We start from the raw sequence: 19,613 nt of genomic DNA on the forward strand, positions 1-19,613 counted from the left end.
TTAATCGCGTCTGTACAAGTGATTAATGCCTAATGTTCCATGCTCCATTCCTAATTCAGAATTCTTGCTTCTGACTTCGGAATTATAGCTTCTGGGTTGGTTTTTGCTACCTGACTTGGCGATCGCGGTTTGCCTGTGGCGATCGCATAATTAATCGCCAATAACCACAGCCACAAGCCTGGATTCCGGGGTTCTAGCCAAGAACCTACCCGGTTTAAGAAGCGCGGCAACCACGGGCTTAATAAAGCATTAACCAGGGCATGACGACCGAAGTTGAAATAACTACCAAGCCATCGCACTAAATCTCTAGGGCCAGCAAGTTCCCAAATCCATAAAAGCAAGGCAGGATTTTTCCTGGCTGCTTTCAGTGCTAAACGGTTAAAGGTTAACCAATCACACCGATCTTTGATGAAGTTATCTGCCACCTCTGGCGGTTCGTCTGCTAACAGCCCAAAAAAGGTATTGAGCATGGAGTTAATCCGTTGTGGTGGTAAAAATTTCCCTGTGGGAACCATCATCCCTTTGGAAAATAGCCAAGTCACGGAAACGTTGCTTTGGTAGGCGCGAATTTGGTTCAAGTGGCGGAAACTCAACAAGTCATGTTTGAGGGCAGTATCCAAGAGCGTTGTTAAGCGCTCTAAGTTGCGAACTAGGGAACCAAAACCGGTGAAAACGAGCGGAGATTGGAGTGATGCTGCATCACCAATCGCCATCAATCGATCGAAGGCAACTGTGCGATCGCGACTCCCCACACTAAAATGCCCTGGTATATACCCAAATGTCGGCTTTTTCCACACCAATTTGTCCATATCGCACCTGCGATACTCTGGCAAAATTGTGAAAAAGTCCTCGTACATTTCCAGCAAAGAACCGGGATTTTCAGCATTGACTTCGTGGTAATGAAATAAATAAATCGTCAGTTCCTCATCTGCTGCGGGAAACAATTCCCAAATCAACTGCCTTCCCCGCGAAATATCCCCATGACTGTAAAGAACATCCCCATATTGGGAATCCCATACCCCTGGTTCAAATCCGCTCTCAATTGCCGCTCCCACTGTCGGACAGACACTATCAAAGGCACGACCACCATTTAATTGCCAAGCGATGGGGGAGGCAGTTCCCATTGCATCTATTAGCAGTCTTCCACTTACTTGCTTCTCAATTTGACTGGGCAAGTGCTTGACTTGCAAAACTACCTGTGATATATCAATATCTGCACGGATAAATTCTGTTTCATCCCAAATTTCACCGCCTGCCGCTTGCAGTTTTTGCCCACACATTTGGAGCCATTTGTCGGAATCCAAGCCTAAATTTAGGACTGTGGGTGTGTGGAGGATGGGCGATCGCAGTTTGGCTGGATTATTAGCATCAAAAAACTTATTGAATCCGTCTTTGTATTCTCTGGCAATGATGGTTTCTAACTCAGCGGGGGTGAGTAAACCCAAGTTAACCAAGCTTTGAATCTCGTCGCGGGAAATATTCCATTCTCGGTTCATCCGCCCAAAGGGCATTCGTTCCACCAGCAAGACTTTATATCCCAGTTTTGCCATCAGTGCTGCATGGATTACGCCTAATGCGCCGCCAATGTAGATGATGTCGTACTGGGCATGGGGCATGGGGGATGGGGCATTGCTTATTTCCCCCCTGCTCCCCTGCTCCTCTGCTCCCCTGCTCCCCTGCTCCTCTGCTCCCCTGCTCCCCTGCGAAAACACCACTTGACGCGGCTGTTGCGGATTCCGCACCCCTTCGCGCCATCGTTGTTCCCACCAATAGGCACGAGTTAGGTCATATTCACCGTTGGGCATTTTCTGAAAATACTTGACGGTAAGGGGGTAAGTAGAGCCTAGTGCGGCAAATATTGATTGCTGGGATAAATCAATTGCTGGCGGTTCTGGGTAATGATGCGGAAAACGGCTTCTGATTTCCTTGGTCAAGCGTTGCAGAATTTGTCCTTCACTGGGAAAAGGTTGTTCTGCCCAGCGAAACACTTTCAGATAGGTAGTTCGTTGCACCGACCAGACAAATACCGAAAGTTCTGTAGGCAAGTTTTCGGAAGGAGCCACTCCAGTATCTGTAGTAGCACTAGCTATTCTAAGGCGAAAGCCTTCCGAAGTAAGCACTTTTTCTCCATTTCCAGGTTCAAAATCTGTTTGTAACCAACTACGCACAGTTTCTGTTTCTGGAGTTGGAACTTCTAAATAAAGGATTTCTTTCATTTTTTCCTGACATCTCCCATCAATCTACTCACTAAGACAGATTTTCTTAAGGCATAAAGTAAGGTAGAGTCCGCCCTATTAGTTTCATAAAGATTCAGTGAAGAAATTTTAAGAGTTTGTCAAATTTATTGTTCATTTTGTATTTCTGTAAACCCACGCCATGAATTATCCCATTCCAGACAGTCCCCAAGAAATTATTGCTCTGCGACAACAGCCGATTGATGAAGAACTAGTTGCCAGTGCGATCGCTGGAGTCATTAAAATTGTCCGCGCTCAGGGTCAATCTTTGGAAGAATTGACCGCTCAGTTGTTAGCAGACGATCCACTACTGGATCGGGAACAACGCCGCTGGTTAAGCCAATTAGTTGCCCAATCCTGGGAAAAGTTCTCCTAAAATCTTGCATAAGATGAAGTTTTGGTCGCAGCATTAGATTTCTATATCTGTACCTAAATGTTGGCGATGCCTGCGGCGGGCTGCGCCTACGCATTTTCGGTATAGGAGTAATAATAATGGTCAGTATGGGATTGGCAATTGGGTTGCTATTTTTGTGTTAGTGGCACAGAAGCCACTAAATTAACCATATCAGCGTTTTACATTGCTTATAAATTTTACAATGTTCTGAAACAGAAAGACCTCTGCTTTACGCCAGAGGTCTTTTTTTGGGAGCAATCTTGATACTATTTGTTGAACAACGCCTCAACACATAAATTAATTGAGCGATCGCTAACTAAGTAAAAATAAATACATTTGCAAGCCTTGACAAAGAATAATCGTAGTCAGCGGCTCTAGCCATTTAAAATCTTATGCAGAGCGATAAATCGCTCACTACGAACAAAAGTTTTATCTCATAGCACAAGCCTTTGTGATTAGGACATCAACAGATGATAAAACTTAGACACAAAAAGACTTTTCACCCAGTCCCCAGTCCCCAGTCCCCAGTCCCTTGCTATAGATTTAATGATGTCTACCGATTTATCTACTAACGATCGCTTTCAACCCATCAATCTTTTTGAGTACGAAAAGCTAGCAAAAGAATATCTATCTCAAACGACACTTGATTACTATAGCAGTGGTGCTTGGGACGAAATCACATTACGAGATAATCGTGCTGCCTTTGAGCGAGTCAAGCTGCGACCTCGAATATTAGTCGATGTGAGCGATCGCAATCTAAGTACCTCCATTTTAGGACAACCCCTGCAACTACCTTTGTTAATTGCACCGATGGCTTTTCAATGTCTAGCCCATCCAGACGGAGAAGTTGCCACGGCCCTAGCTGCTGCATCAGCTGGTGTGGGTATGGTGTTAAGTACAATGGCAACAAAGAGCATTGAAGAAGTGGCGACTGCATGTAATCAGTTTCCAGATTCTCTGCGATGGTTCCAGCTTTACATCCATAAAGACCGGGGATTAACTCGTGCTTTGGTAGAAAAAGCCTATAAAGCAGGTTACAAAGCACTTTGTCTAACTGTGGATGCACCCGTTCTCGGACAGCGCGAGAGAGATAGACGTAATGAATTTGCCTTACCTCATGATTTACATCTGGCTAATCTTGCTAGTATCTCAGGACTAAACATTTCCCATGAAAAAGCCGAATCTGGGTTATTTACCTACTTTACCCAACAGTTAAACCCAGCAGTCACTTGGGACGATTTGGAATGGTTGCAGTCTTTATCTCCATTACCTTTAATTGTTAAAGGAGTTTTACGCTCAGATGATGCCGTGCGGGCTGTAGAATATGGAGCCAAAGCAATTGTTGTTTCCAATCATGGTGGCAGACAACTTGATGGTGCGATCGCTTCTTTAGATGCCCTCGCTGAAATAGTAGCCGCAGTGGATGGTAAGGTAGAAGTAGTGTTGGATGGCGGCATTCGTAGAGGCACAGACATTCTCAAAGCTCTGGCATTAGGAGCAAAAGCAGTACTAATCGGACGACCTATATTGTGGGGACTAGCCATAGCAGGGCAAATCGGCGTATCTCATGTCATTTCACTGTTACAAGATGAGTTAAATGTGGCAATGGCACTTAGCGGCTGTGCCAAAATGCAGGATATTGACCCTAGTTTATTAACCCTGCCACGCTTTTAGTCGGAGAACTGTTAGAAATGTGATTCCAGCAAAACTTTCAGAAATAATTTTCAGACTTGTTACAAAATCCCTTAATTAGAGTATACTAGTTAAGGTTAGATACAAGGGCGGGTGGCGGAATTGGTAGACGCACCACACTCAAAATGTGGCGGCCTTACGGTCATAGGAGTTCGATTCTCCTCCTGCCCACTACCAAACAAGTACTAAAGAGGTTAAAAACTTATGCGCCTGAAAAGATGGGAATCTCCCCGTAAAGAAGGCAGAAATGATAAAGGTAGAGGCGGTTCTGCTAGGAAGCGTCAACTAAAAAAACAAAGGCAAATGTTACGCCAAAGACTTAAAGAAAGTAACAAGCCAGACAATAGCAAAAACGATAGACCAGGGAAAGATAAATTTATCTTTCCCTTATTTTTTGGGCTTTTATTTCAGAAAAAAAGAAAATTTAGAGATTTTTCAATACAGACACTACATTATTATTAAATCTGTAATAAATTTGGAAATTATTATAAGAGAAAAGAAAATTATTATTCCTTAAAATATACTAAATTAATTCAACCTCTTAAGCGCGTATTGACGTATAAAACCCGCAGATTAACTGGTTAGCATTTTACATTTATACTTAAGTAATTAAGTAGTGTATACTACTTAATATACAGTTTTTCTCTAGGAATTTATCGCAATTATAATGCTTGGATGAACTAACTGAAAATTAATTATGAAGGAAGTATGAATTTTGTCAAGCAGTGTCTAAAATCCTTAACATAAAACAGTAAGCTAGGACACAACAGTAAATAATTCTAGTATTACCGATTAAGCCAAAAGTATACTAAAAAGGCAATTGCACCTCCACGTGTTAACTTCCAACAATCACACAAGCTTACAAAAAGTCAGGAGTCATCCAATCTAAATATTAAATCGTTGTGATTGGTCTAGGTAATCTATGAATTGTTTTCTTGGATACAGGAGTTATTGATGGTGGCGAGAGTGCTTCTACCTACTAAAAAAGTGCTTGATTTTCCTATTACTGCTTTACGGTTTGACGAGCAGATACAAACAATACTGAAGTGGGCGAGTAGGCGTGAGAGTAAAACTGTATATGTAGCCAATGTACACATGCTCATTGAAGCCCATTGGAATCCAGAGTTTGCCATCGTATTGCGAAATGCAGATATAGTTACTCCTGATGGTATGCCTCTGGTGTGGATGATGCGAAAAATGGGAGCGCTTTACCAAGACCGTGTGGCAGGGATGGATATTTTTCTCGCCTTGTGTCAGCTAACTCAAACACAAAATCTGAGCATTTTCTTTGTAGGTTCCCAAACAGAAATTCTTTCTAGGATGCAAAACAGGTTAGAGAAAGAATTTCCGCAGATAAAGATTGCGGCAATGGAACCTCTACCCTTTCGTCCCCTAACTGAAATTGAAGACGAAGCCTTGGTTAAAAAGATTAACTCTAGTGGTGCTAGCGCTGTCTTAGTGTCTTTGGGATGTCCCAAACAAGAAAATTGGATAGCTCAACATAAGGGCAAAATACAAGCTGTAATGATTGGACTGGGTGGAGTTTTTCCAGTTTATGCCGGAATTCATAAGCGCGCACCCCGCATAGTTCGAGACTTAGGACTTGAATGGCTGTATCGATGGATTCAAGAACCGCGCCGACTTTGCGGCCGCTATGCTAAGACTATTCCACTCTTTATATGGCTGGCTACTAAGCAACTACTGTCATCAAGTCGGATTGCAGGGGTCTTTCTTCACGAGACTGGAGATTAAAGAAAAAGAAATAGGTTAAGACAGACTCAAAGCGGTTTATTATCAAGAGAACTAGACTTTAGATGCTAAGGAAAAAATCTTCTGCTTGAAGCACGAAGATTCAAGGGTTCACCTGAAGCGATGAAAGAATTCAAGTACAAGGATTCCCACCAATCACTATCCTGCTGTAAAAACCCATTATCTGAAATCAACTATTAAAGTACTTGACATTAACCCAGGACTAAGTGTTATATTAACCATAGTGAAATTATTGGGGCGTCGCCAAGTGGTAAGGCAGCGGGTTTTGGTCTCGCCATCCCTGGGTTCGAATCCTAGCGCCCCAGTTAATCTAAAGACAGGTTATTATACCTGTCTTTTAGAGTATTTAATTGAGTTTTTAAGATGTATTTCAATGCATCTAATTCTGTAAATGTTACTTATCAGGGGATTTGAGAGCTTGATCTAGGGTCTGCCTAGCTAGTTCTGCTTTAGCTCGCGCTTCTTGGTAACGCACATTAGCTTGGGCAAAGTTTTTGAGAACTTTAAAACCTTCCTTGAGTCGAGTCATTTCCTCTTCTGTCACCGAGTCATCGGTAAATAGAATATCAACAGCTTTACGAATTTCCAACGCTTCAGATCGTGACTCCTGAACTTTCAGTTTGAGCGTGGCCAGGTTACTCAGAATCTGGACAGCTTGTGTAATCGTATCTTCACCATTAGCAGTATCAATAGTTGACTCTTTTACCTCAATTAATTGTTGAGGGCCAAATCCTTCTTCCAGTTCCGTGGGTAGCTTACCTGCATCCATCAGTTCCATTAGCTGATCCATTGCTTTATCACGAGCTTTGGATGAATCTTTTCCAGAAACAGTAAGGATAATTTCTGGGCTTTGAGCGAGAGTGTATTGAACCATATTTGAGCAGTAAATTTGCTGATTTAACCAAGCTGAGGCAAGTAATTATATCATTTTGCGTGTCCGATCGTTTGTTGATTGTCTAGTCAATTAAAGAGTTGAAGACCGAACGTCAACACTTTGAATTTTGAATTGTTACCTCTATCCGAGCTAAGTCGCTCAAAATAAAACTTTATACTTAAGAAAAGGAATAATTTTCAATAGGAGGGGAGAGCAATGGCTCCCAGTCCCACCATCATGCAGGCTGTGGAACAACTGGGCTACCGTGTCACCGTTGGTGATGTGGCAACTCAGGCAGGATTGAACGTCGCTGAAGCTAATCAAAGCTTGTTAGCCCTGGCATCTGATGCTGGCGGACATTTACAGGTAGCGGATTCAGGTGATATAGTTTTCCTCTTTCCACAAAATTTTCGAGCAATTTTGCGTAATAAATACTTTCGGCTACGATTGCAGGAATGGTGGAAAAAAGTCTGGAGTGTTCTGTTTTACCTGATTCGCATTTCTTTTGGAATTTTCTTAACTGTTTCCATCGCCCTGATAACTGTTACCATCTTCATAATCATTACCTCTATCAATTCAGACCGTGACGGCGACAATCGGGGCAGTAATTCCGGCGGTGGGGGCTTCTTCTATTTTCCAAATTTATTTTGGTATCTTAGCCCAAATTATGACACCCACTACCAGGAACGCCGACCTGAAAGGCGGGAAGAAAGCAATCTGAATTTCTTTGAAGCTGTGTTTTCGTTTTTGTTTGGCGATGGTAATCCGAACGCCAACTTAGAAGAACGTCGCTGGCAAGAAATTGCTACGGTGATTCGGAGTAACCGTGGTGCAGTTGTAGCAGAACAAATTGCCCCATATTTGGATGACATTGGCGAAGGATACACAAGAGAGTACGAAGATTATATGCTGCCCGTTCTGACGCGGTTTAATGGGCAACCAGGGGTAAGTCCAGAAGGTCAAATTGTTTATTACTTCCCAGAATTGCAGGTGAGTGCAGTTAAAAAGCGCCGTCATGCAATATCAGATCGTTTAGAGGAATTTCCTTGGCGTTTTAGTGCCGCAAGTTCCGGGCAAATTATGCTGAGTGCTGGGTTAGGGATACTAAATTTTGTTGGTGCTTTAGTACTGGGGAGTTTATTGAGAGATGGAACTGTTGCCGTCCAGTTAGGTGGACTGGTAGCTTTTGTACAAGGAATTTATTGGCTGCTATTGGCTTACGGAGTAGGTTTTTTAGGTATACCGTTATTGCGTTATTTCTGGATTGGGTGGCGTAATCGCAAAATAGGCGATCGCAACCGCGATCGCCTTTCCAGAGCAAGGGTATTGGCAAGTCCTGACACACTTTTGCAACAAAAAATCAACTATGCTCAACAATTTGCAACAGAAAAAGTCATTGGCAACGAAGATTTAGTGTATTCTAGCGAAACTGACTTACTCGACCAAGAAGTTGAACGTTCTGCAAAAATTGATGCTGAATGGCAACGGCGCTTAGAACGTGGGAGTGGGGAATAGGAAGCAGAGGGGCAGGGGAGCAGAGGAGCAGGGGAGCAGGGGAAGCAAGGGGACAAGGGGACAAGGGGACAAGGTGACAAGGTGACAAGGTGACAAAAGTTTAGAACTTACAACAAGTCTTTCCCCTTGTCCCCAATTCTCCTTGTCTCCAAGTCCTCTTTCCAATGCCCAATGCCCAATGCCCAATCCCCAATCCCCAATCCCCAATCCCCAATCCCTGATTACTTCGCCTGAATTGGTGTTAGAGCTACACCTTGATAATAATGTCCCAAAATTTGCAGATGGTTCACTCCTTGCCGAGCCAGATTGTACGCCCCCCACTGACTCATGCCTAAAGCATGACCATAGCCAAGCCCTTGCAGTACAAAACTACCATCGCTCCCCTTGGTGACGCTAAATTTGGTACTTTTTAACTTGAGGGCTGTTCGCACTTCTTCACCCTGTAGCACCTTCGTACCCTTGTTACCGACAATTTTTAAAACTTTAACACTGCGAAAAGGTGAGTATGTCTCTGGAATCATCGCCGTCACGCTGCCCACTTCAGGAAATTTAGCGCTAATTTCACTGGGCGAGAAGGTTTTCACCCAATTACACTCACGGATATTTTGATCGTAATCTTGAACCGCACGTAGGTAAGGGAGGGTATTTCCCCAAACATCTTCTACGTTTTCGGTGTGTCCTCCAGAACAAGCGTGGAAGACTGAGAGAATAATCCGGTTTTTGTAAGTTAGTACTTGCCCTAGAGTAGAATCCACTGCGGCGTAAGTAGCAGGAGATTCACTGATGACACCTTTGTAAATTTGCCAGCGATCGGGGGTATTGCCTAAATCGTAAACGGGATTATTTCGTTGTTTTTCTCGTTCGTAGAGGGCGTAAGTGCGGGCTGCGATCGCTTGGGCTTTTAGTGCTTCTTGGGGCCAGCTAGCATCCATTTCCCCACCAAGAACGCTGTAGAGATATTCTTGATCGTCAACCCAGTTAACAGCCGTTAAGCCTTTTTCTGTGGGGACAACCAGAGTTCTGCCTCGATACCAGCGATCGCCAATATAAACAAATCCTTTACCAGTTGGCTCAATCCAAAATAAACCAGACTGCCATTTATCTAAAGCCACTCCGCCAGGAACGGCTTGGGCATAATATGCGCTCATCGCTGGCAACTGTCCGAGAGTCCGGCCAGTACTATCCTTAACAATCCCAGTGGTGGAACTGCCTACTTTTACCTGATTAACACCCCTCTCAATTGCCACGCGTAAAATTACAGACGCTTGGGCTGGGGCAACCAAAGCAATCCACAAAAAGATACTTACCCACCAATGACGTACTTTAATCTGGGAAAATAAAGAGCCTAAGTAAAGTTGGAATTTCATACCGATCATCTAATCACACTAGTATCTAATTGACGCTCTTAACTATGGCGTCTACTACTTTAAGATGAGACAGTTCTCCAACGCAGGAGGTTGCCACCTCCTACTAATTATGCATTTTACTTTAGCTGTCAGGTAGAAATCAGGTGAAGGAGGCTGGGGGAGAATTTCTCTCCTCTACCTGTTTCCAATGCTCAATCCCACTAGTTTTTTCTCTTGTTAGGCATTGCATTAACATCTGCTAAATTAATTGGATGAAAGCGGATAAATGCACAATAAAAAATTCTCATGATTGAGATTAAGTATAAGGTAAATTACCTTATCATCTTCTTCGCTACTTCATTTAAACCGCCTTCTTTAACACAGGTTGCACCGAGATTTTCTGTGTAAGCAGCATAGTCATTGTAATGTTGTCTCTTGATTAACATGACGTTATTATCGCTCCATTTGCCTTTAATTTGGCTGATTTTAAATGTTTTAGGATTAAGAAAATGGTTCAGGTTTCCGCTTAGTTTCCCCCACCAGTAAGAGGCCCCAACCATTCGCGTATCAGTAAACTTAACATTAGACATTTTAACGACTGAATTAGTCTTAGTGTTGAAAGAACATGCAGTATTAGTCTTATTATCCAGTACGATGATCAAATTGTTATTGCTCTCGAAGAATGACAAGTCGTCATTTGTGCTGCTAGCTACAGCAGTTAGGGGCAATAAAAGTACCAAAATATTAAAAGTTACAAATAGTTTTTTCACTAGCTTTGTTTAAATGTGTTAAACAGTTTACTATCTCAGTCGTCCCTAGCACATCAGTATATTTATTTACTTACTTTCTATCCAGTATAGTAGCCTGAATATTGCTAACTGCCAGTCAAGAAAGCTCTGACTGACCTCTTTATCTTAAATATGAGCAGATGCAATCACTTAGTGATGGCGCAAGCACCCACTGAAAGCGATCGCATTGCTCAAATATATTCCGATTCGATTGAGAATACATTCAAAAATCTGTTGCAGTATTAGGGAAAGTGAATCGTCCAAATCTGACTGCTGTGGAAGAGAAACTTTTATTCTTCGATTTACGATGCCAATACCTTTTGAGAATTGCTCGCTTCATTAGCGATAATTCCAATTAAATTCAACTTACTCAAAATTTCTGTTGCTTGAGTCAGTTCAGTTCGAGTCACTTTCCCCATACGCTCTACCATTACAATACCATTGCAAAAAGATGCCACAATCCTGGCATCAACCGTGCCTAAAATAGATGGAGCATCTATTAGTACTAGATCATAACTTTGCTCAAATAGCTCTATTAGTTCCTTCATTCGTTGAGAACTGAGCAACTTCACTGTGTCTTCTGGTTCTGGCCCAGCAGTCAAAATATCAATAGAGGGGTGAATCGGCTGGATGTAATCTTGAAAATGAGTAGTTGTCTCATCAACTAATAACAGAGAGAGTCCCCAATCATTGGATAGTTCCAAGATTTTGTGTAGGCTAGGATTATGTAGGTTAGCATCAATTACTAATACCCGTCTATGCATCCGGGCAGCGCTAGCTACAAGTCCTAATACTAAGGTTGTCTTTCCTTCCCCTGGTAATGCTGAAGTGAACATCAGCGACTTGAATGGTAAGGGGTATTTTAATATTTGAATATTTTGATAAATCATGTCCAAAGTTTCATGGACGGGCAATTTACTGCTGGCTTCTATTACAGAATAATTTGACCTACTTCGGACATTCCAAGGCAGGCCAAATCGCCGTTTTTTGACACCACGTGACGGTAGTTTTGGTACCGATCCTAATATACGTAGGTTCGTCAGTTTCTTTAAATCTTCGGCACAATAAATAGCGTCATTAAACTTTTCCAAAATCAGAGCGGCTAAGATACCTAAAATCGGCCCAATTACTGCTCCTCCAACCAAAAAGAATAATCTGTTGTTGCCCATATAAATACCGGGAGAAGGTTCTGTCAAAACTTGCCAGTTATATCCTTCCTGAGCAATTTTCAGTCCTAATGACTGTTGTGCCTGGATTAGTTGTTCAAGGTTTTTACGACTAGTTTCTACCTTTGGCAACAGACGATTATATTCTGCTATTAAGCTTGGGTATTTGTTTAGCTCAGAGCGTAGTTGCTGTTCTGATTCGACTAAATTTTTTTCATTGGCAGTTAGTCCTAAAACACTTGTCTGTACCAAAACAAACTCATCTACTAGCGTTGGATCGACCCCTAACATTTGTCCTTTAAATAATGGTTTTTCCTTAGTAGTATTAGTAATAGTTTTTACCTCTTCTCGTAAAAGAGAAAGTTGACTTTGGCGTTGCTGTTTTAATTTTTGTACCGATGGGTAATCATCTGTATAGCGGAGCCGCTCCTTAGCCAAAGCTAGTTCAGTCTTTTGAATTTCACTTAATAATGCTTGATAGCGGCTTGACTGATTTAAACGAGAAGAAAGTAGTGTATTCTGCTGAGATGAAGATGCTATTAGTTGCTCTAGATTCTCGTAGCGAGCGTTTACATCTTGAAGATTGGCACGAGTGGTTTGTAATTGTTGTTGAATATCGGCTAGAGATTCTAGCAGAATTTTACTTTGGACTTCGGGATCGAGTAATTTATGTTTTTTGCGAAACTGTTCTAAGTTTTTCTCAGCTTTACTTACCTCTTTTTTCATTTCAGGTAGGCGAGTGTTTACAAAAGCTAATCCCTGATTCAGACGTTCTTTTTGCTGCTGTTTATTGTAGTTTTGATAGACTTTCTGTAGCGCTTGAAGTACTCTTTGTGCTTTTACTGGATCGTCATCATTAAAAGAAACTTTAAATGCTTGATTAAAAACTTTATTTGCTCCTATACCTCCCGCTTCTGGAGTTACTTCTAAAGGTGCTTTTTTGTTATGTTGTTTTTGACCATTGATATCTTCTAAAGTAAGCTCAGGATAATCAGAATGGAGTAAATCTACAGCTTTTTGAAGCAACTTAGAACTCAGCATAAGTTTCATCTGAGTAGTGGAATCAACAACTTGAGAATTTGAATTAGTAACCTGAGTATTTGACTGCGATCCTTGAGATAAATGGGAATTCACCAATATCTGCATATTGCTCTGGTAAGTAGGTTTTGCATTGATAGCCAAGAGGCTAGCAACTGACATAACTACACAGGAAACCCCAAAGATCAGAAAGCGTCGGCGAAGCAAAATAGTAGATAGTTGTCTGATGTCAACTGCGTCTTGTGTTGAAGTAGTAACCTGTTGCTTTTGATTCAGACTAGTCTTAGCCACTATTAAACTCCTCTAATATCGAAACACTATATTTATTTGGAAGATTTATGAGAAATATGAAATGATTTTTTTTACACCTAATACCATTTTAGATTTTGGATTTTAGATTTTGGATTGGAAATTGCCTTGGTGCGTCTGGCTTGGTGTGAATCCATGTGTCGCAATCATTTTTCAAAATGGTATAATAGCTGCGATCGCATACTTAATTCTTCTTCCAACAATGACAAGCTAATTTGGCACAACATTATGCCAACTGGTGCTTTCATGTTCATCAATTCATGCATATAAATTCTGAATCAGTGTTAGAAGGATAAATTTTTAATAAATATTTTATTTAAGGAATAAAAATCTTGACGAAAAATTAATTATTTTTCCTAAGTATTTGAGTATAAAATTATCCAACTCATAATATTACTAGATATATTATAGTTATTTTAATAACTTGTAATAGAAAAAACACATTGATAAAAATATTTAAACCATACTATTTGTATATTATTGATACATCTAGTTAACCGTAAATTGTTGGTTAAATAGTTTACTTACTCAGAAAATAAAGCTACTGTTTATTTGCTTGATTTTATGATTGAGACTATTAAAATCTAAAATAGAACCTGGTTAATTTTAGATTTTAGATTAGAAGCGCTCAGTAGGAAATCTAAAATCTAAAATCGTTAGACTTAGCGTAGCCGTACCCTTCCAGGGAAGCTACGCGTAGCGTTACGCAGGAAAGTCCAAAATTTAAACGCTTACCTTGGTTAACTCTATTTCCCGTCGTCTGGGTACTTCATGAATCATAAAATCGTAAGCCATATCAGTACGGGGAAAAATAGCACGAGCTTCTTTGAGGAGATCCTTCAACTCTAAAGTATTTCCGGGAGCATAGCGGGGACTGAAATGACTCATAATCAGTCGATGCGCGCCAGCAGCTAAAGCTGTTTGCGCTGCCATTGTGGTTGTGGAATGTAACCGCTGGAAAGCCATATCTGCATCTTGATGGGCAAAGGTTGCTTCGTGAATTAATACATCGACATCATGAGCTAATTCCACTGCACCATCACAATAAATTGTATCTGTACAATAGGCAATCTTTCGACCAATTTCTGTAGGGCCGCATAATTGGGTGCCATCAATCACCCGTCCATCCGTAAGGGTAACTGTTTCACCCCGCTTGAGTTGACCGTAAACCCGACCAGGAGGAATTTGCAACGCCTTGGCTTTTTCCACATCAAAGCGTCCGGCTCGGTCTTTTTCGGCTACGCGGTAGCCGAAAGCTGTAATTCGATGATGCAAATTACCGCAGCTAACGGTGAAGTCATTGTCTTCATAAATTATCCCTGGACGGATGGCGTGAACTTTGATCGGGTAAGAAAAATGCGTGTAGGAATAACGTGAGGCGGATTGAATGTAATCATTTAATCCAGGTGGTCCATAGATATCAATTCGTTCCACATTGCCAGCCAAGCCGCAAGTAGCAAGAAGTCCCATCAAGCCAAAGATGTGGTCGCCGTGCATGTGGGTGATAAAAATTCGGGAGAGTTGACTGATTTTCAGTTCACTCCGCATAATTTGATGCTGAGTACCTTCGCCACAGTCAAATAACCACAGTTCTGCCCTTTGGGGTAATCTCAGAGCGACACTGGAAACATTGCGCGATCGCGTGGGTACACCGGAACTCGTCCCTAAGAATGTTATCTGCACAGTGTTCTTTAGTCTTCCTATTGCTCAATTTGCAGCTCTATTTTCTATAGTGGCACGGTTATTGAGCAAAATATTTAGGAATTTGAGCATTGGGCATGGGCCAAAACAGTTCAAAGTTTTATTAGCGGGGCATTTAGCCCGTTCTCAGTCCTGAGTAAAAAAGTAAGATTACCCACTCAGCACTCTTGAGAAGCATAAGGCATTTGTTACTAGTTACGATCGCAATTTAGTATCCGCAAGTGACTAGATAATAAGTTGATAAATACCAAATGACTGCTGTATTATTGGTTGTGTTATGACTTCTTCTTGGGAATCGAAGTACATCTCTTAATACAAACATAAGCTTGCACTCAATACTTGATTTTGGACTGAAACAGATAGATTGTTTTGCTTGTTTTTCTTAGTCAAATGGCTTTAGAAAAACTTCAATTTCTTTGTTTCTCATATCTTCGGAATGGCGCTCCAACTGAGTTAAGTCTCTATTTGCAATTAAGGAGAATGTTCATGAGTTATTTCCGAAAAGTCTTGCATACAGCGTGCTTTATCGTTTTTCTTGCATTCTGGCTTCCTTCAGGAATCGCTCATGGTGTACAAGTTACATCTTTGGTAGGAAGCCCTACGCAATTAACGATTACCACCTTTAATGTTGAAAACCTCGATCCTAAAAAGGAAAACGTCTCTAAGGTTGATGATAGGTCGGCGAGAAACGTCGATGATGATGTGAAAAACGGTAAGTTTGCAGCTTTGGCAAACCAGATTGTTACTAATCTTGAAGCACCAGACATTATTGCTTTGCAAGAAGTACAAGACAATGATGGAGCTGAGTTAAGTTCTGTAGTTGATGCTACTCTGACTGCTGACACTCTGATCAGTTCTATCCAATCTGTAGGAGGCCCAGCCTATGAATATCGGGAAATTCCTCCTCAGAACGGACTTGATGGAGGCCAACCAGGTGGCAATATTCGGGTAGGCTTTTTGTTCAATCCTCAACGAGTTAAGCTACAAAAGCTTGAACGCTTTGCGGACGATCCAGCTTTTTTAAAAAGTCGCAAACCTTTAGTGGGTGAATTTACTTTCAATGATATTCCTATCACCCTAATAAACAATCACTTTGCTTCTAAAAGTGGAGGAGCAGCTTCCAACCCGAAACGGATACAGCAGGCAACAATTGTTAACAAATTTGTCGAAAATCGCTTAACTACTGACCCAAATGCAAATATTGTCGTTCTTGGCGATTTAAACGATACTCCAGACTCCCAGCCGATTAAAATTCTTGAAGGAAATCAGCTGAAAAATTTGGTAAACAAAATTCCTGAAGATGACCGCTTCTCTTATGTCTTTCAAGGGAATAAGGAACAAATTGACCAAATCCTGATTACCCCAAATTTGTTTAACAATGGAAATCCTGAGATCAATGCTGTTCACGTTAACGCAGGGATTTCTAGAGTAGTCAGCGATCATGACCCTGTGATTGCTCGATTTACTCTATCAGCGATTGGTGAGACTACTCCCATTCCATCAGTCCCAGTTAGCAGTCCTGAACCACCAGTTACACCAGGCACAATTCTTTCTGGTGTTACAGGAGACGATTTACTGGAAAAACTAGACAGCCTTTACTCCCCTCGTGCTAGCCTCGGATATGGTAGCGCCCGTGATTTGCTCTACACCAAAATAGATAACCAAGGCGGTACAGTAACGGACATCTACGCTGGTTACAGTGTTCCGATCGACCCAAATTCAGATAAACCCAGAGAGGAAGCAGCACAACGCAAAATCAATGCTGAACACGTCTGGCCGCAGAGTATGGGAGCTGAGGGCCCAGCAAAAAGCGATTTGCATAACCTCTTTGCTTCACGTGTGGAAATTAACAGCGATCGCGCCAACTTTCCATTTGGAGATATTCCTGATAATCAAACTACGTCTTGGTATCTCGATGATGATGAACTAAGTTTCCAACCAAGTCCGCAGGATATTGACAAATACAGTGAATTCAGACGGGGATTTTTTGAACCACGGGAGGCAAAGAAAGGAGATATTGCTCGCGTAATATTCTATTTCCGCACAGTCTACCCAGAACTGGCAAATGCAAGCTTCTTTGAAGCACAAAAGGATACTCTCTGTAAGTGGCAAGCAGACGATCCAATTGATGCTGGTGAGGTAGCACGCAGTCATGCGATCGCTAAAACACCCCAAGGTAATGATAATCCCTTTGTATTAGATTCTACCCTGCCACAACGAACCTACTGCAACTAAAAAATACATAGGTCTTAACTCTATCCTGGTGGGAAGAGTTTTAGACCTGCATTTTTGATAAATTGAGCAGATGGGTTTTTCGACAGCCGTTGAAGTTGCAATTGGTTTTATAGGGAACTCCAAAAAATAAATTATCCCGCTTGAAGTTGCTGACTGTTAATTGTGGGATATTTTTTTCTTTGGAAGTCCCATAGCAATTTTTTTATGTAATATTCTTTACAAGCCGATCGCGAATTGTTTGGAGTTGGTTTTGAGTTTTAATTGGCTCTCGCGGTGCTGGCAATTCAGTATTCGGCCAGTTAGGTAAATCATTGCAGGGACATAACAACGCCGGCATCCCGACGTTTCGCGCGGCTATTGGCATACTGCATCGGCTGCAAGGTAGCATATTCCATGTTGGCGTCAACAATTCAGCAATAGTTTCATGTGTACCCTCAAGGTAACAATCACCCGATTGCGATGAAATAATTTTTTGCCAGCATTCTTCAAATTCTTCACTATAGCGATCGCCATTTAGCACCGATTGGGGCAAAAAGCTTGCCTCACCGTTGCCCGTAATCACTCTCTTACCCAACTGAAACCAGTAGGCAAGGTATTTTCTTACTTCTTGTTTGGTTGCCATATTACAATTCTAGATTTTAGATTTTAGATTTTGGATTAATTTGAATCAACAGTTAAGAATCTTGACTCCTGAATGTTCCAGCATCAACTCTATTTGGCAATGGCGAACCAAGGATGCTGAGATTGAGAACATGGCCGCCAGTCACTAAATAAACAGTTTCGCTAAGTGTTGCTAGCTGGCGTACTAAAGAACCGAGGCGATCGCGGAACATCCTTCCAAGGGGATAAGCTGGGATCACACCCCAACCCACTTCTTCTGCTACAAACAGCATATCAGCAGCAACCAATTCCACCGTCTCTAATAATTCTGCAAGGGTATTTTCCCAGCTAGATTCATCCTGTTCTAGGAGATTGGCAACCCAAGTCCCTAAAGAATCAACTAAGAGGCAAGTATAGGGTTTGGCATCAGCAAGGGTAGCAGACAGTTCCACAGGTACAGATAAAGTTACCCAGTCTTGGGGACGACGTTGTTGGTGTTCTAAAATGCGTTGGTGCCACTCTTGGTCATCTGGGTTATCGGTGGCTGTTGCTATATAAACAACTGCTTTTCCTGACTGCATAGCTAAAGTTTCTGCCCATTCACTTTTACCAGATCGTGCTGGCCCTGTTACTAAGATGATTTTACCCAAAGTTTTTTACTGAGTATTTTAACAAGAGAGGCAGGAGGCAAAGGGCAGGAGGCAGAAGGCAGAAGGAATATTGCCGTCGCCTCCTATGGTTATTATCGCAAGTAAGCTTGTGGTTTAAGTCCTCTAGCAAAATCTACAATTTCGTGGTCTGGAATTAGATGGGGTTAAGAGCAACAGATAAATTCCAATCTCCTGCCTCCTGCCTCCTGCCTCCTCTACATACCCACGGTTACAATTGATCGCCACATTTTTTTACTTCATGGGTGAGATTTTTGGTTTCAAATAACTTTTAAGGGATAAAATTAGCACCAGCATCATTAGATGCTACAACTGGCAAAAGCCAAAAATCCCAACTACCCCATTCTTAATTATTCAATACTACTGGGGACAGCAAACTTTAGGATGTCTTTATGAACGCAGGCTTAAAACGCATTGAAGCAACTCTACACGATTTAGGGAATCGCGGCACTGCCTCTACTGCCGAAACAACTGATTCGACAACAAAACGGCCTTTCTCCTTTAGAATCAGCGTCGGAGCTAACGAACCTACAGAAAGTACACAAATTCCATCCTCTCAGGATGAGGAAGTAAAGTCACAAGGACAAACAGTTGACTTAAGCGTAAATACTGAAAATTATTCTCCTTCTGACCAAAATTTCTTTCCTCACCATGAATCTGTGCAGACCTTTCAAGCAGAAGAGAATGGTAACAAAACACCCAGCCTACCCAAGTTGAAAACTCCCACTTTTAGTAGCCATCGCCACGGAGCGAATCCAGCATTGGCAATGAATCTATTGCAAGAAATTCAGGAAACTGTTGCTGGTTGGCAAACAGAATTGCAAAATATTTTGAAACAAATTCAGGATATTTACTTAGAAGGGCCAATTGTCAATGGCTGGTTAGAATCCAATCCCCCCGAACCAGAACCAGGAGGAACTGCGACACTGCGCCATGCAGAAGTTGACCGCCTGATGAACTACGTAGAAGAAATTTGTGCCACTGGTGGAAAAGTATCTTATCAATCATCTATTACTGGCTATCGCCTCTGTGGTGTAGACGATACTGGTAAAGTTTGGTCGCGTCCATGTCCACCGGATCAGGTTCCCAATGTTAGTATGGCGATCGCTCGTTACCAAAAGTTACGTCAACTGTTAGGGCGCAAGCAATCTTTGGAAACCCGCCTTAGTCAACTGGCGCAAACTCTTGTAGTTTTACACAGTCATATTCAACAAACGTAAAGTTTTAAAGATTATTTCCGAAGAAACTCGGTTGGTAGGTCGGTAACTTTTGGTTTAGATTAA

Annotated in this window: 15 protein-coding genes and 2 tRNA genes; 9 read left to right on the top strand and 8 right to left on the bottom strand. The window is 41.7% G+C overall.

The genetic code is table 11. The features are described 5' to 3' along the window. Positions 1–50 precede the first annotated feature (50 nt). Positions 51–2,216, bottom strand: a complete 2,166-nt coding sequence (locus tag RM049_RS25065; protein ID WP_322706086.1) for a flavin-dependent dehydrogenase — start codon at positions 2,214–2,216, stop codon at positions 51–53. A 160-nt stretch (positions 2,217–2,376) separates the two neighbouring features. Between RM049_RS25065 and RM049_RS25070 the strand changes: the two genes are divergently transcribed. From RM049_RS25070 to RM049_RS25095, 6 genes are all read left to right on the top strand, one after another. Further along, positions 2,377–2,610 carry a hypothetical protein gene (locus tag RM049_RS25070; RefSeq protein WP_322673625.1) on the top strand — a complete coding sequence of 78 codons (234 nt, stop codon included), beginning with the start codon at positions 2,377–2,379 and terminating at the stop codon, positions 2,608–2,610. 564 nt (positions 2,611–3,174) lie between these two features. Continuing rightward, positions 3,175–4,302 (top strand): alpha-hydroxy acid oxidase, encoded by a 1,128-nt coding sequence (locus RM049_RS25075; RefSeq protein WP_416212662.1) that lies wholly within the window; start codon positions 3,175–3,177, stop codon positions 4,300–4,302. A gap of 105 nt (positions 4,303–4,407) precedes the next feature. Beyond that, positions 4,408–4,491, top strand: a tRNA-Leu gene (locus RM049_RS25080). 33 nt (positions 4,492–4,524) lie between these two features. Further along, on the top strand, positions 4,525–4,782 hold the full coding sequence (locus tag RM049_RS25085; RefSeq protein WP_322700346.1) for a hypothetical protein: 258 nt from the start codon (positions 4,525–4,527) through the stop codon (positions 4,780–4,782). Between the two features lie 492 nt (positions 4,783–5,274). Further along, entirely contained in the window at positions 5,275–6,072 is a 798-nt protein-coding gene (locus RM049_RS25090) for a WecB/TagA/CpsF family glycosyltransferase (RefSeq protein ID WP_322673623.1), read from the top strand. A gap of 251 nt (positions 6,073–6,323) precedes the next feature. Then, positions 6,324–6,395, top strand: a tRNA-Gln gene (locus RM049_RS25095). A gap of 89 nt (positions 6,396–6,484) precedes the next feature. On the opposite strand, the gene RM049_RS25100 is transcribed toward RM049_RS25095, so the two are convergent. Further along, positions 6,485–6,964: a hypothetical protein gene (locus RM049_RS25100; RefSeq protein WP_322673622.1), complete on the bottom strand. Its 480-nt coding sequence runs from the start codon at positions 6,962–6,964 to the stop codon at positions 6,485–6,487. A 216-nt stretch (positions 6,965–7,180) separates the two neighbouring features. On the opposite strand from RM049_RS25100, the gene RM049_RS25105 reads away from it, so the two are divergent. Beyond that, entirely contained in the window at positions 7,181–8,479 is a 1,299-nt protein-coding gene (locus RM049_RS25105) for a hypothetical protein (protein ID WP_322706087.1), read from the top strand. Positions 8,480–8,700: 221 nt separating this feature from the next. Here RM049_RS25105 and RM049_RS25110 read toward each other — a convergent pair whose 3' ends face one another. The 4 genes from RM049_RS25110 to RM049_RS25125 all read right to left on the bottom strand — a co-directional run bounded on the left by RM049_RS25110 (position 8,701) and on the right by RM049_RS25125 (position 14,809). Beyond that, positions 8,701–9,846: a SpoIID/LytB domain-containing protein gene (locus RM049_RS25110; protein ID WP_322706088.1), complete on the bottom strand. Its 1,146-nt coding sequence runs from the start codon at positions 9,844–9,846 to the stop codon at positions 8,701–8,703. Positions 9,847–10,157: 311 nt separating this feature from the next. Then, positions 10,158–10,595, bottom strand: coding sequence for a hypothetical protein (locus RM049_RS25115; RefSeq protein ID WP_322706089.1), 438 nt, complete (start codon positions 10,593–10,595; stop codon positions 10,158–10,160). 320 nt (positions 10,596–10,915) lie between these two features. After that, positions 10,916–13,108 (bottom strand): polysaccharide biosynthesis tyrosine autokinase, encoded by a 2,193-nt coding sequence (locus tag RM049_RS25120; protein ID WP_322706090.1) that lies wholly within the window; start codon positions 13,106–13,108, stop codon positions 10,916–10,918. 741 nt (positions 13,109–13,849) lie between these two features. Continuing rightward, the gene (locus RM049_RS25125) at positions 13,850–14,809 is read right to left on the bottom strand and encodes a ribonuclease Z (RefSeq protein WP_322688814.1); all 960 of its coding nucleotides are present in this window, start codon (positions 14,807–14,809) and stop codon (positions 13,850–13,852) included. Positions 14,810–15,313: 504 nt separating this feature from the next. On the opposite strand from RM049_RS25125, the gene RM049_RS25130 reads away from it, so the two are divergent. Beyond that, positions 15,314–17,062 (top strand): endonuclease, encoded by a 1,749-nt coding sequence (locus tag RM049_RS25130; protein ID WP_322706091.1) that lies wholly within the window; start codon positions 15,314–15,316, stop codon positions 17,060–17,062. A gap of 202 nt (positions 17,063–17,264) precedes the next feature. On the opposite strand, the gene RM049_RS25135 is transcribed toward RM049_RS25130, so the two are convergent. Further along, positions 17,265–17,684, bottom strand: coding sequence for a hypothetical protein (locus tag RM049_RS25135; protein WP_322700350.1), 420 nt, complete (start codon positions 17,682–17,684; stop codon positions 17,265–17,267). Positions 17,685–17,736: 52 nt separating this feature from the next. Continuing rightward, positions 17,737–18,312 (bottom strand): bifunctional adenosylcobinamide kinase/adenosylcobinamide-phosphate guanylyltransferase, encoded by a 576-nt coding sequence (gene cobU, locus RM049_RS25140; RefSeq protein WP_322700351.1) that lies wholly within the window; start codon positions 18,310–18,312, stop codon positions 17,737–17,739. Between the two features lie 410 nt (positions 18,313–18,722). Between cobU and RM049_RS25145 the strand changes: the two genes are divergently transcribed. Continuing rightward, on the top strand, positions 18,723–19,550 hold the full coding sequence (locus RM049_RS25145; protein ID WP_322659702.1) for a hypothetical protein: 828 nt from the start codon (positions 18,723–18,725) through the stop codon (positions 19,548–19,550). The last annotated feature ends 63 nt before the right edge of the window (positions 19,551–19,613 follow it).

Source organism: Nostoc sp. DedQUE04 (assembly GCF_034530995.1).
Lineage (GTDB): Bacteria > Cyanobacteriota > Cyanobacteriia > Cyanobacteriales > Nostocaceae > Nostoc.

Coding starts and splice junctions, on each gene's coding strand:
- RM049_RS25065 (WP_322706086.1), bottom strand. CDS start 2,216: ATGAAAGAAATCCTTTATTTAGAAGTTCCAACTCCAGAAACAGAAACT.
- RM049_RS25070 (WP_322673625.1), top strand. CDS start 2,377: ATGAATTATCCCATTCCAGACAGTCCCCAAGAAATTATTGCTCTGCGA.
- RM049_RS25075 (WP_416212662.1), top strand. CDS start 3,175: ATGATGTCTACCGATTTATCTACTAACGATCGCTTTCAACCCATCAAT.
- RM049_RS25085 (WP_322700346.1), top strand. CDS start 4,525: ATGCGCCTGAAAAGATGGGAATCTCCCCGTAAAGAAGGCAGAAATGAT.
- RM049_RS25090 (WP_322673623.1), top strand. CDS start 5,275: ATGGTGGCGAGAGTGCTTCTACCTACTAAAAAAGTGCTTGATTTTCCT.
- RM049_RS25100 (WP_322673622.1), bottom strand. CDS start 6,964: ATGGTTCAATACACTCTCGCTCAAAGCCCAGAAATTATCCTTACTGTT.
- RM049_RS25105 (WP_322706087.1), top strand. CDS start 7,181: ATGGCTCCCAGTCCCACCATCATGCAGGCTGTGGAACAACTGGGCTAC.
- RM049_RS25110 (WP_322706088.1), bottom strand. CDS start 9,846: ATGAAATTCCAACTTTACTTAGGCTCTTTATTTTCCCAGATTAAAGTA.
- RM049_RS25130 (WP_322706091.1), top strand. CDS start 15,314: ATGAGTTATTTCCGAAAAGTCTTGCATACAGCGTGCTTTATCGTTTTT.
- RM049_RS25135 (WP_322700350.1), bottom strand. CDS start 17,684: ATGGCAACCAAACAAGAAGTAAGAAAATACCTTGCCTACTGGTTTCAG.
- RM049_RS25145 (WP_322659702.1), top strand. CDS start 18,723: ATGAACGCAGGCTTAAAACGCATTGAAGCAACTCTACACGATTTAGGG.